This window comes from Thermohalobacter berrensis, assembly GCF_003609645.1.
GTDB lineage: Bacteria > Bacillota > Clostridia > Tissierellales > Thermohalobacteraceae > Thermohalobacter > Thermohalobacter berrensis.
Genome location: NZ_MCIB01000001.1, coordinates 128876 through 144357 on the forward strand (window position 1 = coordinate 128876; position 15482 = coordinate 144357).

Annotated in this window: 18 protein-coding genes, 1 pseudogene and 1 riboswitch; of the genes and pseudogenes, 14 read left to right on the forward strand and 5 right to left on the reverse strand. The window is 27.5% G+C overall.

The window, feature by feature from the left end:
* The first annotated feature begins 365 nt into the window (after positions 1-365).
* From BET03_RS13530 to BET03_RS00670, 3 genes are all read left to right on the forward strand, one after another.
* A complete protein-coding gene (locus BET03_RS13530; protein ID WP_183108653.1) occupies positions 366-527 on the forward strand; it encodes a hypothetical protein in 162 nt (53 codons plus the stop codon).
* A gap of 240 nt (positions 528-767) precedes the next feature.
* Positions 768-1157, forward strand: a complete 390-nt coding sequence (locus BET03_RS00665; RefSeq protein WP_183108654.1) for a hypothetical protein — start codon at positions 768-770, stop codon at positions 1155-1157.
* Positions 1158-1246: 89 nt separating this feature from the next.
* Positions 1247-1489 (forward strand): hypothetical protein, encoded by a 243-nt coding sequence (locus tag BET03_RS00670; protein ID WP_120166208.1) that lies wholly within the window; start codon positions 1247-1249, stop codon positions 1487-1489.
* Between the two features lie 13 nt (positions 1490-1502).
* On the opposite strand, the pseudogene BET03_RS00675 reads toward BET03_RS00670, so the two are convergent.
* From BET03_RS00675 to ylbJ, 3 genes and pseudogenes are all read right to left on the reverse strand, one after another.
* Positions 1503-2030, reverse strand: a pseudogene (locus tag BET03_RS00675) (MntP/YtaF family protein); the annotation flags it as partial.
* Positions 2031-2092: 62 nt separating this feature from the next.
* The gene (locus tag BET03_RS00680) at positions 2093-3040 is read right to left on the reverse strand and encodes a calcium/sodium antiporter (RefSeq protein WP_183108655.1); all 948 of its coding nucleotides are present in this window, start codon (positions 3038-3040) and stop codon (positions 2093-2095) included.
* Positions 3041-3146: 106 nt separating this feature from the next.
* Positions 3147-4433 (reverse strand): sporulation integral membrane protein YlbJ, encoded by a 1287-nt coding sequence (gene ylbJ, locus BET03_RS00685; protein WP_183108656.1) that lies wholly within the window; start codon positions 4431-4433, stop codon positions 3147-3149.
* Positions 4434-4776: 343 nt separating this feature from the next.
* Between ylbJ and BET03_RS00690 the strand changes: the two genes are divergently transcribed.
* The 9 genes from BET03_RS00690 (at position 4777) to BET03_RS00730 (ending at position 12109) form a co-directional block, all read left to right on the forward strand.
* The gene (locus tag BET03_RS00690; RefSeq protein ID WP_120166217.1) at positions 4777-5445 is read left to right on the forward strand and encodes a DNA alkylation repair protein; all 669 of its coding nucleotides are present in this window, start codon (positions 4777-4779) and stop codon (positions 5443-5445) included.
* 77 nt (positions 5446-5522) lie between these two features.
* Positions 5523-6008 carry a GNAT family N-acetyltransferase gene (locus tag BET03_RS00695; RefSeq protein WP_120166219.1) on the forward strand — a complete coding sequence of 162 codons (486 nt, stop codon included), beginning with the start codon at positions 5523-5525 and terminating at the stop codon, positions 6006-6008.
* A gap of 248 nt (positions 6009-6256) precedes the next feature.
* On the forward strand, positions 6257-6820 hold the full coding sequence (locus BET03_RS00700; protein ID WP_120166221.1) for a flavodoxin family protein: 564 nt from the start codon (positions 6257-6259) through the stop codon (positions 6818-6820).
* A 21-nt stretch (positions 6821-6841) separates the two neighbouring features.
* Positions 6842-7351, forward strand: a complete 510-nt coding sequence (locus BET03_RS00705; RefSeq protein ID WP_120166223.1) for a GNAT family N-acetyltransferase — start codon at positions 6842-6844, stop codon at positions 7349-7351.
* A gap of 133 nt (positions 7352-7484) precedes the next feature.
* Complete coding sequence (locus tag BET03_RS00710; RefSeq protein WP_279230296.1) at positions 7485-7820, forward strand: L,D-transpeptidase; 336 nt, start codon at positions 7485-7487, stop codon at positions 7818-7820.
* A 283-nt stretch (positions 7821-8103) separates the two neighbouring features.
* On the forward strand, positions 8104-8559 hold the full coding sequence (locus BET03_RS00715) for a GNAT family N-acetyltransferase (RefSeq protein WP_120166227.1): 456 nt from the start codon (positions 8104-8106) through the stop codon (positions 8557-8559).
* Positions 8560-8699: 140 nt separating this feature from the next.
* A riboswitch (cyclic di-GMP riboswitch) is annotated at positions 8700-8790 on the forward strand.
* Positions 8791-8899: 109 nt separating this feature from the next.
* Entirely contained in the window at positions 8900-9502 is a 603-nt protein-coding gene (locus BET03_RS00720) for an HD-GYP domain-containing protein (RefSeq protein ID WP_120166229.1), read from the forward strand.
* A gap of 73 nt (positions 9503-9575) precedes the next feature.
* Positions 9576-11630, forward strand: a complete 2055-nt coding sequence (locus BET03_RS00725) for a methyl-accepting chemotaxis protein (RefSeq protein ID WP_120166231.1) — start codon at positions 9576-9578, stop codon at positions 11628-11630.
* Between the two features lie 242 nt (positions 11631-11872).
* The gene (locus tag BET03_RS00730; protein WP_120166233.1) at positions 11873-12109 is read left to right on the forward strand and encodes a hypothetical protein; all 237 of its coding nucleotides are present in this window, start codon (positions 11873-11875) and stop codon (positions 12107-12109) included.
* A 50-nt stretch (positions 12110-12159) separates the two neighbouring features.
* Here the strand turns inward: BET03_RS00730 and BET03_RS00735 are convergent, their stop codons facing one another.
* A complete protein-coding gene (locus tag BET03_RS00735) occupies positions 12160-12834 on the reverse strand; it encodes a hypothetical protein (protein WP_120166235.1) in 675 nt (224 codons plus the stop codon).
* Between the two features lie 170 nt (positions 12835-13004).
* On the opposite strand from BET03_RS00735, the gene BET03_RS13535 reads away from it, so the two are divergent.
* Positions 13005-13154 carry a hypothetical protein gene (locus BET03_RS13535; RefSeq protein ID WP_183108657.1) on the forward strand — a complete coding sequence of 50 codons (150 nt, stop codon included), beginning with the start codon at positions 13005-13007 and terminating at the stop codon, positions 13152-13154.
* A 66-nt stretch (positions 13155-13220) separates the two neighbouring features.
* Positions 13221-14009, forward strand: a complete 789-nt coding sequence (locus tag BET03_RS00740; protein ID WP_120166237.1) for a patatin-like phospholipase family protein — start codon at positions 13221-13223, stop codon at positions 14007-14009.
* On the opposite strand, the gene BET03_RS00745 is transcribed toward BET03_RS00740, so the two are convergent.
* Positions 14010-15269, reverse strand: a complete 1260-nt coding sequence (locus BET03_RS00745) for a nucleotidyltransferase (protein WP_120166239.1) — start codon at positions 15267-15269, stop codon at positions 14010-14012.
* Positions 15270-15482 lie beyond the last annotated feature (213 nt).

The window sequence follows — 15482 nt, forward strand, 5'->3', positions numbered from 1 at the left end:
TAAAAGGAGAATATGTAGTATGAAAAAAATATTTACTTATTCTATTATCTTTTTTATTTTGAACTTATTTTTTATAGGCTGTGCTTCTAACTCAAATACTGTAAACTTGCTGAAATTGACAGAGGGAGAAAAAAGAAATATATAGTAAATTTGCACAAGACCATGATGATTCAGTTTTAAATGGATTAGATCCTATTACTGTATGCAAACTATATCTACATGCTGGACAAATACAAGATTATGAAACAGAATATGAATTTTATATACAAGATGACAAATATTTAGGTTGGTCTAAAGAAAAACACTTAGAAGATATAAATAAAAGAACAAGCAGAAATCTTGAGGTATTTAAAAATGTTGAAAACTTGAAAGTTAAATACTCTGAAAATAAACAAGAGGCTATAATAACATGGGAAAATAATAAAGTTTACTCTAATACAGAAAATGAAGAAGATTTTGTTTTTACTTTTAGGCTAATAAAAAATAAAGAAGGCATATGGAAAGTTTGTTTCTTGCCTATGCAATAAATTTATAAAAATATATTATGTAAAAAATAGGAGTTAAATATGAAAAAGAAAAGTATAAATATTTGTAATATTAATTCCTTTACTTTTTACAGGCTGTAGTACTCATATAAATGATAAAAAGGATAATTTTGAAGATAATAAATTAGATTCACGTGTTAATACAGAAATAAAGAATTGGAGAGCAATAATTACTAAAATTGAACAAAGTCAAAAGGAAAAAAAAATATTCTCGAGTTTTTTTTGGAAGATCCAATGAAAGAATCTGGAGGAAAATTTTTAGTTTCTAATTCTGAAATTTATAAATATAATCTAAAATCCAGAAATTTTGTTCAAATGGTTGTTGAAGTTTCGAAAGCTGGTTGTAATATAAAAGATGTAAAGAAAATGGATTTTAGAAATATTATAGGAGTTATAGAAAAAATAGAAAACTATTATGAAGGATTGCTAATAATCTTACAACCTTTAAAAAAATATAATAGGGATTTAAGAATAAACATAGTTACGGATTCAAATACAGAATTTAATAGAATGATAGAAGAAGGATTACAAGAAGGTTACATTATAGAAGTATTAGGTATATATAAAGGTGGACAATTATATAAAGAAGTTGTAACTCTTAAAAATAAATAATAAATTTAAGGCAAGTTTACAAATTTTATGTTTAATGGATTTCTTGAATACATTTTTAAATTTAATCAAAGGTGCTGGAGTGAAGAGAGATGAACAAAGATAAGACTAAATATCTAAATATAATAAAATATATTTTAGCCACACTATTAATTATTATAGGAATTATGACAATTATGAATATGGTTGATTTAATATATTTAGTTATAATAGTTATTATTAATTCTACACTTGAAATAATTAATGAATTAATGTTTAAAGATAGAAGGCCAGTTAAAATTATTTTAAATCTAGTGGTATTGATTATGTTTGTTGTAATATATACAAAGCTATAATAATATAAGTAAATTACATGATAAATATAATGTTAAAGCAAAATACTAAAGGTAAAAAATAAAGATAATTAATTCCACCTAAAGAAAGTCCAAATCCGGCCCCAAGAGCATCAATCGATAATACAAAGCCCAAATAGAAAGCTTCCTTTATGTTTATATCTCCAGAAACATCTAAGTCGGCTTTAGTGGTATCAAGTGCAATATCTATTATAAGTCCTAGCTTGAGTATATAAAATTTAGCTAGTTTATCATCATTTGTATTTTCAATTTTATATTTAATGTATCCTTCCAACATGAAAATTAATCCTAAGTTAATTAGTATAATGCAACTTATTAAAGTGGAAGTATTTTCAGATATATACTTTACTACTATATGACTTGAATATATTGAAATTCCTAAGATGATAATAGTTACAAAATTTATTATTAATGTGGCTGCTTTTGGAATTCGTATTTGTTTAATACCATAGGTCATACCTAAAGCAAAAGAGTCAATACAAATAGCTAGTGCTATTAAAGTTGCTTCAATTACTAAAACATCCTCCTTTGTATGGCAATCTTCACATTTATAATATACATTAACATAAACATATCTAGTACTAGTTACATATGTATTCTATATAGTATACATATATATAATGCATATAAAATTAATAAAGAAATGGACTGAAATCTACTAATTTTATTTTTAAATAAACACGGAATTGTAAGAATTAATAGCATTAAAAAAGCAACAGGAAAATCTAAAACTAAATTCTGTCTTTCAATTATAAGTGAAGATACCATTCCAGAGGATCCAAGAACTAGTGCTACGTTTAGAATATTAGCTCCTACAATATTCCCTGCTGATAATGAGGTATGACCTTTCTTTAAAGCAGTTAGTGCAGTTGTTAGTTCTGGTAAAGAAGTTCCAAAAGCAATTAAAGATAAACTAATTACTGATTCTGGAACACCAATAAATTTAGCTAAATCTATACCGTTATCAATAAGTAAATTAGAGCCAACTATAATACTAAATATACCAGTAATAAAGAAGAATATTGTCTTAACTTTTTTCCTAAGATTAAAGATTTTTCTTTTATATTGTGAAGTTTGATTATTCTTATATCTTAATATATAGGTATCTAAGATAATATATCCTAATAAAATTATAATTAAAATTACAGAATCTTTTGTAGTAATTAAACCATCATAAGAAATAGTAGAAAAGATTAAAAATACGGCTAGAAGAATAAGAGATTTTAATCTAAAAAATTTACCTTTAATTCTACTGGGAGAGATTATATTGGTAACACCTAATACTAGACCTGTATTACAAATTATGGAACCGACTGCATTTCCCACACTCATGGTAGTGTGTCCTGCAGTTGCAGCCGTGACTGAAACAATTGCTTCAGGAGCTGTTGTTGCTATACTCACTATTGTAGCCCCAATAAATATCTCGGGCAGATGATACGTCCTAGCTATATTAACAGATGACTCAACAAACAGATCTCCACCCTTGACAACTAGAATAAGACCTAAACAGAATAGTAGAATAGTTATTATCAAAATTTTTACCTCCTAATTATTACAACTATTCTTAATCATCTACTAATTTCTATGCAATATAAAATAGTTATATTCAATATAACTTCTATTAAATACCTATTTACTTTTACCTAGTTACAATTTTTTGATTTAATAAACTTAAAGTTATACCTATAAGTATCAAACATAATAGTATAATGAAATATATTTTAGTTGAAAAACTAAATATTGAGATCCAATCACTTGAAACAAAATTAACTTTACCTTGCTGCAGAACTATTGAAGCAGGCTTTACTTTATCTTTAAAGAAAAGTATATAAAGTAATATTGTATAAATACTTGCAAATATACCATGTAGGAATTTACTTAAAGTATAAATACTAAGCTTAATATCAGTCTTACTAATAATACTAGCAGCTTGACTAATAATTGAAAAACCACTCCAGCCGATTAAAAAACTCACAATTGAAATTTTCGATAGATAGCTACTATTAGTAACATTTGAAAGCATGTTACATCCATTGGTAATTTCAATAATACCGCTTAACGTTGCTCTAATAAGCTCTTTGTCTTCTAATATAGGAACTAATGAAGTAATTAAGTAGGATATTAATTCTTCTAATCTAGTTAAAGTAAGAATTTCAATTATTACTGAATAAAGTATAATAAAGCCACCTATCATAAGCATTGTATTAAAGGATTCCTTTACAGCATCTCCCATAAGCATACCGAAGCTTCTACCATCATTTTCTTTTGCTTTAATCAATTCCCTAAAGGCTTTTTTAATATAGCTTTTTTCTGATTTTTTAGGAATTTTTCTCTTATCACCATAAAATCTAAATATTAATCCTACTGTTATTGCTCCCAGATAGTGTGCTATAGCGATTAAAGCACCTAAAGTAGCATTATTAAACATACCAACTGCAACAGCTCCTATCATAAACAATGGACCAGAGGTACTAGAAAAAGAAACTAACCTTTGTGCTTCTGCTTTAGTCAAAATGTTTTGAGTTCTAAGCTTAGCGGCTAACTTTACCCCTACAGGATAACCAGAGGTTATACTCATAGCAAAGGGAAATGCCCCTTCTCCTGGAACATTAAAAAAAGGATTCATTATAGGTTGAAGAAGCGTTCCAATAAAATTTACAACACCTAATCCAATTAAAATTTCTGAACATATAAAAAAAGGTAATAAAGACGGTAGAACAATATTAAACCAAGTATTAACTCCTCTGTAGGCTGCTTTTACCGAGTTTTCAGGGAATAAAACGATTGTAAGAACAATTAACATTACTGATAATGCTGAAAAATACGTTACAATATATTTTCTATACTTTTTTAAAAATGAATTGAGAGTAATTTTTAATGCAATTATAAACCCAAAAAATAAAGGTAAAAAGATTAAGCTAGACATATTGTACCTCCTGAAGTTTCTTATCATATATATATTGAATATGTTAGATTAATATGATTTTAAAGGAAACTATCATAAGTAATAAACTTAAATATTTTATAGTTTTACAGTTGAGCTTATAAGTACAGTAGAAGAACTGAATAACTATAATGATAGCAATGGAACCTGGTATAATGGAACCTAATAAGGATAAAATTTACAATAAAGAGGATAAATAGGAATTAATAAAGAAGTAAGATAATATAAATAATTCTTAATACTTAAAATTAAGAATTATTTATGTCAACAAGTTTTGAAGTAGTTTTTATTATGTGAATTTTAGTATTATAAGGGGAGAATAATATTGGAGAAAAACCGCAAGATTTTAGAAAAAATATATAATGAGTTTAATAAATTAGGAATGGCATCTAATGCTAAGGCAAGGGAACAAGTACAAAGAAAAATATACCCAGAGTTACCTAGTGACAATGACCAATTAATGGAACTTTTTGATTTCTTAGTTTCAGTTGAGGAATGGAGATTATTTTGGCTTGTCACTATGTGGATAAAAAGAAGAAAAGAATTATATAAACTTAAATACATGTCATATTATGAAAAGTGGTTATATAATTATATTAATCATTGGGGAACATGTGATGTTTTTTGTTATAGAGTCCTTAACCCGATGGTAGATAAATACCCTCAGTTATTTCAAAATGTATTGAAATGGACAGATTCCACAAAAACATATGTAAGACGAGCAGCACCTGTCAGTTTGTTAAAATCAAATAGAAGTTTTACTGTTAATTGCAGTTTTGAAAAGGTTTATACGATTGCAGAGAAATTAAAACATGATGATGAAATACATGTACAAAAAGGTGTTGGATGGCTTCTAAAATATGCTTATTTAAGTTATCCAGAAAAAATATATAATTATTTAAAAAATAATGTTAATAATTTACCTCGGACTATTTTTAGATATGCACTTGAAAAAGCTCCACAAGATATAAAAGAGGAACTAATGAGCCTATAATATATATTTATTTTAAAACTGAATTAAAAATAGGCTTATTTACCAAACTGAGATAATTTTAAATGGATGTGATGAAAATGAAATTAATCTTTAATAATATGAAAAAAGAAGAAGCAAAAGAAATTTCAAATTGGAAATACGAAGAGCCTTATTCCATATATAGTTTAGATGGAAGTGAAGAAACAATTGCAGAATTTATGAATGGATCCTATTATTTTGTTTATGAAAATAACAAACTGATAGGATATTTTTGCTTTGGTGAGTCTGCACAGATACCAGTAGGAAAAAAGTACGGTGTATATGATAATGAAAATTATATTGATATTGGGTTAGGTTTAAAACCTGAAATGTGTGGAAAAGGAGAAGGATATAATTTTGTTAAAGCAGGATTAGATTATGCTAAAAGTATTTTTATAAAAAATAAATTTCGTTTAACAGTTGCAAGCTTTAATAAAAGAGCAATTAAAGTATATAAAAAAGTTGGTTTTGAAGAAATAGATTATTTTACTAGGAAAAATAAAAAAGGGAATATTAATTTTATTGTTATGATATTGGATAACTAAGTAGAATTAAAGTGAGGTACAACCTCACTTTTTTATTTATAAAGAATTATAAGGGGTATAGTTGAAGCTAAATATCATAACAAATCTTATCATAAATGATAATGATATCTATTCAAAATATGTATTACTGGAGAAGATATACTAGATTATTATTTGATTTTAATAATTTGTTTTTATATAATAATGGTTAAATTTAGCAATTTTATATTCCTTAGGTTTAGATAAACTTTCGAAAGGAGTTATTAAATATGAAAATTTTAGGAATATCAGGTACACAAAGACCGAATGGAAATAGTGAGATATTATTAAAACATTCTTTAAAACCCTTTAAAAATAAAGGATTTGAGACAAAACATATAAAATTAAGTGAAATAAGAGTAAATCCCTGCAAAGGCTGTGAAGAATGTAATAAAAGTGGGGTTTGCATAATAAAAGATGATATGCATCAAATCTACGAGGCTTTTAGATGGTGTGATGGAATAATAATTTCTAGCCCTGTATATTCTAGAAATATTTGTTCTCAATTATTAGCAATATTAGATAGACATTATGCAGTTAAAAATGAAAGACCACTAGAAGGTAAATTTGGCGGTGCAATAGCAGTTGGTAGAGGGGCTGGTCAAGCTATTACTATAAATGCAATTTATAATTGGATGCTATCATGTGGGGTAATATGTGTTCCTGGTGAATTAAATGGTGTTACAGCAAAAGCATCTGACCCTGGTGATATTCTCCAACAAAAAGAAGCTTTAAGACAAGCTGAAATCCTTGGAACTAATATACTAAAATTAATTAAGAAGGTAAAAAACTAATTATTTTTTAGGGGAAGAATAATGCAACTAGAAACTAAGAGGACATTTTTAAAAAGAGTTCAATTAAAAGATACTGAAAAGCTTTTTAAGATATTTAGTGATGAAGAGTTAACTAGATATTTCGTATCAGGAAAAGATGAAACTATAGAACAAACTGGAAGGAGAGTCAAAAAGATTGTATCTCATTGGGAGAATAATAGGTTTGGAGATTTTATTGTACTTAATAAAAGTTCTTTAAAGACCGTCGGTTTTGGAGGTTTACATTATAAGATTAAAGGGGGAAATATAAATATTTCTTACATTGTAGATAAAGCATATTGGGGACAAGGGTTAGGGTATGAAATAGCTCAAGCATTGCTTAAATACGGATTTAACACACTAAGATTAAATAAAATAGTTGCAGAAATAGATCCTAAAAATATATCATCCATTAAATTAGCTGAAAAATGTGGTTTTGAATATAATAGAACTATTGAATATAAAGGGATAGAAAGATTAGAATATATTATGTTAAATCCAGAGTTTGATTAAATTGTAAAGGCTTTTAGATAATATTAATACTTATTAAAATAAATATATTTCACTCCCATATTTTTCAATTCATATTCTATACTAAACAAATATAAAGTTAGGGAGTGAAAAAATGTATTTTTATCCTTCAATTTTGCAAACTTATAGTATTACAATTAATACAAGTTCTCGTACATTAACTTTATTTAAAAATGGACAATGGTTTAAATCATACCCTATTGCAGTAGGCAAACCATCAACTCCCACACCGAAAGGGACCTATACAATTGTAAATAAGGCTGTTAACCCTGGAGGACCTTTTGGAGTGAGATGGCTAGGGTTAAGTATACCCCATTACGGGATTCATGGAACAAATAATCCAGCATCAATAGGTAAAGCAGTATCAAATGGTTGTGTTAGAATGTATAATAAAGATATTATTGAGCTTTTTAATATAGTTCCAATTGGTACTACTGTAAAAATAATATAGTATTTTTATAGTTAACTAAAGTAAAGTCTAAGTAATTTGTAACTATTAAGAGGAATTTAAGTTTATTATTATAACAGTAAAAAATCTTTATAAGTCTATAGACTTTTAATACAAAAATTATAGAAGATACTTTTTAAAGAGCCTAATTAATAAAAAGTAAGTTAGGCTTTTTTTATTTTGTATTTCTAGAATTATTATAACTCGATAATGAAATATTAAGGAGTATTTGGTATGATTTTAATAACTATGATATAGTAAATGGAAAAGGATTAGGAGGTTTATTATGGAGTGGAAGATAAAGCATTTTAATGAATTAACTACAAATGGATTATATGAAATTATTAAACAGAGAATAAATGTTTTTGTTGTTGAACAAAAATGTCCTTATTTTGAATGTGATGATAAAGATTTAGACTCATATCATATATATGCAACTGATAATAATGAAATTGTCGCTTATGCTAGAATTATTCCACCGGGAGTTTCTTATAAGGAAGCATCAATAGGGAGAGTGCTAGTAAAAAAAGATTATAGAGGAAATGGATTAGGTAGAAGTCTAATGGAGAGGGCAATAAAGTATATTATAGATGAGTTAAGAGAAGACAGAATCAGAATATCAGCACAGGAGTATTTGCTTAATTTTTATAAAAGCTTAGGGTTTAAAGCAGTGTCAGGTACATATTTAGAAGATGGCATCCCACATATTGAAATGCTATATGAGAAAAAAATTATTAAATAAAGTTTTTTTATTTATAGAAAATTCGACAAAAGACACAAAAAATACCAAAAAACTTGTAAAAAAATTTAACATGCGACAAACTTCGACAAACTTTATAGATTTTTTATATTATAATAGATGCGGTGTTTCCAGCTAAAAAATACCGATAAGGGCAAACTTACTGAAAGGTAAGGGCGCAAAGTCATGGGTCTAAGGGGATACTTATATCCCTATGATTGCCAGACTACCGAAGTAATATTTAAAATTTAAATATGTACTTTTATAGGTAGTCTTAAACAATCAAAATGACTCATTTTTTGCGCCTTAAAAAGGCGCTTTTTTTGTTTGAAGGGGGAATTTAATGTATAACTTTAAAATAAAGAATAATATTTCTTATGAAATAATGCTTTGTTTAGTTGCATCACTTGAAGCAAAAGATAGATATACTAGTGGTCATTCTAAAAGGGTAGCACAAATGACTTATGAATTATGCAAATCAATTGGACTAAAAGAATATGAAATAGAACAAGTTTATATTGCAGCAAAACTACATGATATAGGTAAAATTAGTGTTCCAAATTCTATCTTAAATAAAAAAACCCCACTAGACAAAAAAGAATGGGAAAAGATTATGGAACATCCTGCAATTGGATATTCAATACTTAGCCAATCGAATAACTTGAAAAATGTTGCCAAAATTGTTTTACACCATCATGAGTGGTGGGATGGAAAAGGATATCCCCATAAAATTAAGGGAGAAGACATACCTATTAGCTCACGTATTATATCAATATGTGATTCTATTGATGCTATGCTATCTGAAAGACCTTACAGAAAAAGATTAACTTTTAAGGAATGTTTAAATGAAATTCATAATAATAAAGGGACTCAATTTGACCCATATTTAGTAGATAAAGTAGAAATGTTATGGCCTAAATTTAAAAATTTGTTTAGAGAAAGTTAAACAATTAATCATGATATTTAAAGTTTATTTTTAAAAAGAATATAAATTAATTTAATAGAAAAGGAGGATAACAATGAAGAAAAAAAGTAAAAAGAAGATTAATAAGAAAAAGCATTCAAGGGGAAAATTGAGGAATAAACTTATTCCAATATTGATAATAGCAATAGTATTACCTTTAAGTTTGCTAGGTTATTTCTCATATCAGAGATCTTTTAATATACTAGAAGACAAATTAGTACTTACAAGTGGACAAACTGTGGCAGAAGTAAATGAAGCCTTAAATGAGTATCTTATTGGAGTTGAACATATTGTTGATATTTTAGCTGCTGACTCACGTTTTAAAGAGATAGATAGTACTACTTTAGAAGGTGAACAAGGAGGTAACCCTAAGGCTAATTTATCATTTATGGAAATTCTAAAGAATACACAAGAAAGTAGCTCAGACATTACTAATGCATATTTTGGATCTACGGATGGTAAAATGCATCTATACCCAATTCAAGATTTAGATGATGACTACGACCCTAGACTAAGACCTTGGTATAAGGGTGCTATTAAGAATAAAAATAGGGTAACTTGGTCAAAACCATACATAGACGCAGTTACAGGAAAAGTTGTTATTACAGCGTCAAAACCAGTAGTAAAGTATGGAGAGGTAATTGGAGTAATTGGGATTGACATAGACCTTGATAGACTGTCTAAAAAGTTAGCTCAAATAGTTGTAGGCGAAGAGGGTTATGTTTTTATATCAGATGCTGTAGGGACAATAATTAGTCATCCTAGTAAAGAATTAGTTGGTACTAATGCTCCTACAGAACAGGAGTTTTGGCCAACAGTTAAATCTAATAGTAAAGGATTTGCCCGTTATACATACGAAGGGGAAGATAAGTTTTTAACTTTTGTTACAAATGAAAAGACCGGATGGAAGATAGCTGCTACCTTAAAGGATAGAGAACTATTAAATGATACAGATGCTATTAAAAACTTTACTTTAGTTGGAGTAGCCATTGGTTTAGCAGTTGCTGTAATAATCTCCATACTAATTTCAGGTTATATCTCTAAACCTATAAATACTATAAAAAATGCTTTTACTAAGGCTACAACTGGAGATTTAACAACTACAGTTAATATTAAGTCTAATGATGAATTTGGTGAAATTGGCCAAAGCTTTAATGAAATGATTACAAATATAAAGGCTTTAATAAAAGATGTAATAAAATCTTCAAATACTGTATATGAATCATCAAATTCTCTAAATGAAATTACAGAACAAACTGTTACAGCTACAGAAGAAATAGCTAAAACAGTTGAAGAAGTAGCAAAAAGTACTGATGAACAAGCAAAGGATACTGAAAGAGGAGCTTCTAACACTCATGAATTAGCTAGTAAAATTGAAGATGTGGTTAATTTAACAGAAGAAATAAGTGATGCTTCTAATGAAACAAATAGGCTAAGTAATAAAGGGTTAGAGACAGTAAATCTTTTAACAGAAAAGAATAAAGAAAGTAATGAATCTACAAATGAGGTAAATGAGGCTATACAACAGGTAGATAAAAGTTCAGAAGAAATCGGAGTAATAACAGAGACGATAGCACAAATAGCTGAACAAACGAATTTACTTGCTTTAAATGCTGCAATAGAGGCAGCAAGGGCAGGAGAACATGGAAAAGGCTTTGCAGTAGTTGCAGAAGAAATAAGAAAATTAGCAGAAGAATCTTCAAAAGCAGCAGATGAAATAAAAAAACTGATTGAAGGTATTCAAAATAAATCCAAGTTAGCAGTTTCAGCTATGGATAAGTCAAAATCTATTATAGAAGCTCAAGATGTTGCTGTAAAAGAAACTAAAGAGATATTCAGTCAAATAATTGAATCTATACAGAATTTAAGTCAAAAAGTTTCCCAAATAAAGATTTACAACGAAGAAATGTCAAATAAAAAGGATGAAATTGTTGATATAATTTCTAATATTTCATCAGTAGCACAGCAAACTTCTGCTGCTACTCAACAGGTATCAGCTTCAACTGAGGAACAATTAGCTTCAACTGAAAATATTCTATCTAATGTAGATAATCTAAAAACTCTTGCAGAAGAGTTACAAGGTGCAGTTAACAGGTTTAAAGTAGAGTAGGTTGAGAGATAAAATACAAAATATGGTTAAAACTACAAAAAGTAGATGTGTTGATAATGCATCTACTTTTTGTATATATTTAAATATCATAATTAACTTCATCATAAATGATAAATATTAATAGATACAATTTTATATAAGTTATCAAAATATTTCAAGCCATATTTAACTTAAATCTACATATAATATTAAATGTAAGGTTAAAACCTTAAAATAAAATTAAATTTGGAGGTATGCCTTTAATGAACTATCAAAATGCTCCTAGTTTAAATGACTCTACAGCTGTTGGGCAAGGAGAAGTTCAAAAAGCTCAACAAGAAATGAGAAATATGGGTCAAACTACTCAAGGTAATATGACAATGGGTGGAATTCCATCTCTTAAGAACTCAACTTCAGTTGGACAACAAGAAATTCAGCAAGTAAGACAAGAAATGCAAAAAAGTGCTACTCAAGGTCTAACAAATAGAGGATTAGTATAATTTAGCTATTAAAAATCCCCGAGTTTAACTCGGGGATTTATTAAATAATATTAAGCTTTAGCTTTGTTTCGTTTAGCAAAGGCTAAGATAGCCCCTAAAGCGATAGATAAAAATGCTGCAACTAAAACTCTATATACTGAAGGTAGCATGAAAGTTACAGTATGGGCTGGAATCCAGAAAAAAGGTATAGTTTTTAAAACAACAAAGCTTATAAAGCCATTCCAATCAATGTTATTAATTACATCATCAAGTTTAACCTTTAGTATCTTTTCTAAGCTTCCTTTGCCTAAATCTATATAGGTATCCGTTACTCTATGAAGTGCCATAAATGTAGGTGCAAATATTAAATTCATAAATGTACTAGTAAAGAATGCAAATAATATTTTAGATCCTAAAGGATTATTAGATAATGCTGGAAGCAAACCTTTTCCCATAGCCCCTTTAACTCCATTAGCAAACAAATCAAATACTATTACAAAACACATTCCTAAAAAGCCCCATACAATAAGACGATAAATAAGCCCGTGGGGTTTAGTAAATTTTCCTGTAGCAATTCTTAAGGCTAACAACTCACCCATTGTTGCAAGTATTGCAACTTTTATAAATCCCATAATATATGGATGGGAATTTGTTGCAGAAACAAAAACATTATGAGTTGTAGGATATAAAAGAATAAAAGCAACTAGTAAGAGTCCTAATAACCACAATATGTCGAACTTTTTCAATATTTTTACCTCCTTTTTGTTAATATACAAAAATATTATATCAAATATGTAAAGTTAAATCTAATTAATTTTATTATAGATAATAATTAAGGAGGTTCACTGATATTGAATAAATATTTAATTATTGAGTACAATAAAATATGTTAAAATAAGGTTATTAAGGTGGTATTATGAAAAAACGAAAAGAAAACGAAGAAGTTGAAAACAAAAAATCAGGAAAAATAGGTTATGATATGAAGCAGATTAATACAAAAGGAGCAACAGGATCAGACCCTGATATTCATAATGAATTATATAAAAATAGAAAAGATGTTGACTGATGATAATACATATATAAATAAGAAATATCTATAACTTAAATAGATTAGTTTTGGGGGGGTTTTTTGATGAGTAATAAGCCTAAGATAGGTTTAGCACTTGGATCAGGGGCAGCAAAAGGATTAGCTCATATAGGAGTTTTAAAAGCTTTAGAGGAGAATAATATAGAGATTGATTATGTAGCGGGTAGCAGTATTGGGGCATTAATTGGATCTATATATTGTTGTGGTATTGATCCTGATACTATTGAAAGAATAGCCATGCAGTTAGATAGAAAACTGTGGGTAGATTTATCTGTGCCTAAAAGGGGATTTATAAAAGGTGATAGAATAGAGGAGATAATTAAATTATTAACAAAGGAAAGAAATATAGAGGATTTAGATAAAAAATTGGCAATTGTAGCAACAGATTTAAAAACATCTAAAAGATATATTTTTACGGAAGGCCCAATCTATAAAGCTGTGAGGGCTAGTATTTCTATTCCAGGTATTTTTATACCTTTAAAAATGAATAATATGGTTTTAGTTGACGGTGGAGTAACCGATAGACTACCTGTTACAGTAGTAAAGCAAATGGGGGCAGACATTGTTATAGGTGTTGATGTTGGTTTTTCTAATAATCAGGGTAGAATCAATCATATATTTGATGTAATATTACAATCGATTGATGTAATGTCTATGCAGATATTATCTAATAGTGTTACACATGCAGATATATTAATAGAACCCCATTTATCTGACATTAGACCATCTAGATTTGATGAAGTAGAAAAATGTGTAAAAAGGGGTTATAATGAAGCAAAAAAGAGAATTGGAGATATTAATAAGGTACTTGAAAAAAGTATTGTAATGAAATAATTATTTTTTTATATATGGATTTGTATAGAAGTCTAAATTCTTTTTTTCACTATTATAATTTTTAAGACCTAAAAAATATATATCAGTAGCCCTTTTATCGAAGCTTATCATTCTATTTATTTTATGGTCTTTTAGTTTCCTATAATTAGAGAAATTAGTTATTATTGGGAGTTTTGCTTTCTTTTTTGCTTCCCTAAGCAATTCTATTCCTTTACTATTAAAACCTAAAACTCTAATATATAATGGGCCAGTTTTATGAAATTCTGAAAATATCTTTTCATTAATATTAATTAGTAGATGCATGATAATTCTCTGAATTCTTGTTAAAGTATATCTTTTAGTTTTTATGCAGTTTATTAAGCCTTCAATTGTATTATTTTCATTGAAACATTTTAATATCCTATTTTCTAACCCTTCCTCTACATCTAAGATTTCCTTTAATTTTTTACGATCTGTGTTAATTAAAATATATTGTAGTATATCATTATAATTACAAGTTTTATTAAAAGAACCATATTTATTAAGAAAATTATTTAAGTGTATATATGTGTGGTATGGAACAATATCTTTAATGGTATCTAAATTTCCATCTTCAAAAATCTTCTTTCTTATTGAAGTTGCACTTGAGAATTTTCCCGTGATATCTTCCTGATGATAATCACTTCCTATTCTCTTGATAGTATAAGGTACTATTTTACTATTAATTTTCTTTAGGGCCTTTAAATATTCTATTCCTAAAATATTATTAGGGGAATTAATTATATCTTCTATATCTTCAGTTGATAATTTTGAATTTAAATGGTTTCTAGCATATTTAATTAATGCTTTAGTTCTAGATTTAGGAAAAGTATTCCCTTTACTTAGATAATCTTTTAGGTAATTTTTAAAATTATTAGGTTCTTTTAATAATATATCAGCTATCGCATTTATTTTTTTTACATCTCCACTTTCACTTCCAAAAACAATACTATCTACTACTCCGAGAGAATCTAATAGTTTTACAGAACCATATGAAAAGTACTCTGCACTTTGGCATGCATAAACAACTGGTAGCTCAATAACTAAATCTACACCACTATCTATAGCCATTTTTGCTCTTGTCCATTTATCAACTATAGCTGGCTCTCCTCTTTGAAGAAAATTACCACTCATTACAGCAACTGAATAATTACTTCTAGATATCTCTTTTGATTTTTCTAAATGGTATTTATGACCATTATGGAATGGATTATATTCTGTAATTAATCCAACAACTCTCATTTTTATCCTCCAATTTAAGTAATATTATTGATAATTACAAATTATATTTTACTACAAAATTAAGTAAACTATAAAAAACATACCAAAAATTATTTGAAAAGTAAACAGAGTGAATAAAAAATACTGAAAAAGTTAAATAAATTACAATATAGTTGATTTTTTTTATAAGTTATAATAATATGGATAATGGTAAATATTATAAAAAGTAGGAGG

Coding starts and splice junctions, on each gene's coding strand:
- BET03_RS00670 (WP_120166208.1), top strand. CDS start 1,247: ATGAACAAAGATAAGACTAAATATCTAAATATAATAAAATATATTTTA.
- ylbJ (WP_183108656.1), bottom strand. CDS start 4,433: ATGTCTAGCTTAATCTTTTTACCTTTATTTTTTGGGTTTATAATTGCA.
- BET03_RS00695 (WP_120166219.1), top strand. CDS start 5,523: ATGAAATTAATCTTTAATAATATGAAAAAAGAAGAAGCAAAAGAAATT.
- BET03_RS00700 (WP_120166221.1), top strand. CDS start 6,257: ATGAAAATTTTAGGAATATCAGGTACACAAAGACCGAATGGAAATAGT.
- BET03_RS00705 (WP_120166223.1), top strand. CDS start 6,842: ATGCAACTAGAAACTAAGAGGACATTTTTAAAAAGAGTTCAATTAAAA.
- BET03_RS00715 (WP_120166227.1), top strand. CDS start 8,104: ATGGAGTGGAAGATAAAGCATTTTAATGAATTAACTACAAATGGATTA.
- BET03_RS00720 (WP_120166229.1), top strand. CDS start 8,900: ATGTATAACTTTAAAATAAAGAATAATATTTCTTATGAAATAATGCTT.
- BET03_RS00725 (WP_120166231.1), top strand. CDS start 9,576: ATGAAGAAAAAAAGTAAAAAGAAGATTAATAAGAAAAAGCATTCAAGG.
- BET03_RS00730 (WP_120166233.1), top strand. CDS start 11,873: ATGAACTATCAAAATGCTCCTAGTTTAAATGACTCTACAGCTGTTGGG.
- BET03_RS13535 (WP_183108657.1), top strand. CDS start 13,005: ATGAAAAAACGAAAAGAAAACGAAGAAGTTGAAAACAAAAAATCAGGA.
- BET03_RS00740 (WP_120166237.1), top strand. CDS start 13,221: ATGAGTAATAAGCCTAAGATAGGTTTAGCACTTGGATCAGGGGCAGCA.
- BET03_RS00745 (WP_120166239.1), bottom strand. CDS start 15,269: ATGAGAGTTGTTGGATTAATTACAGAATATAATCCATTCCATAATGGT.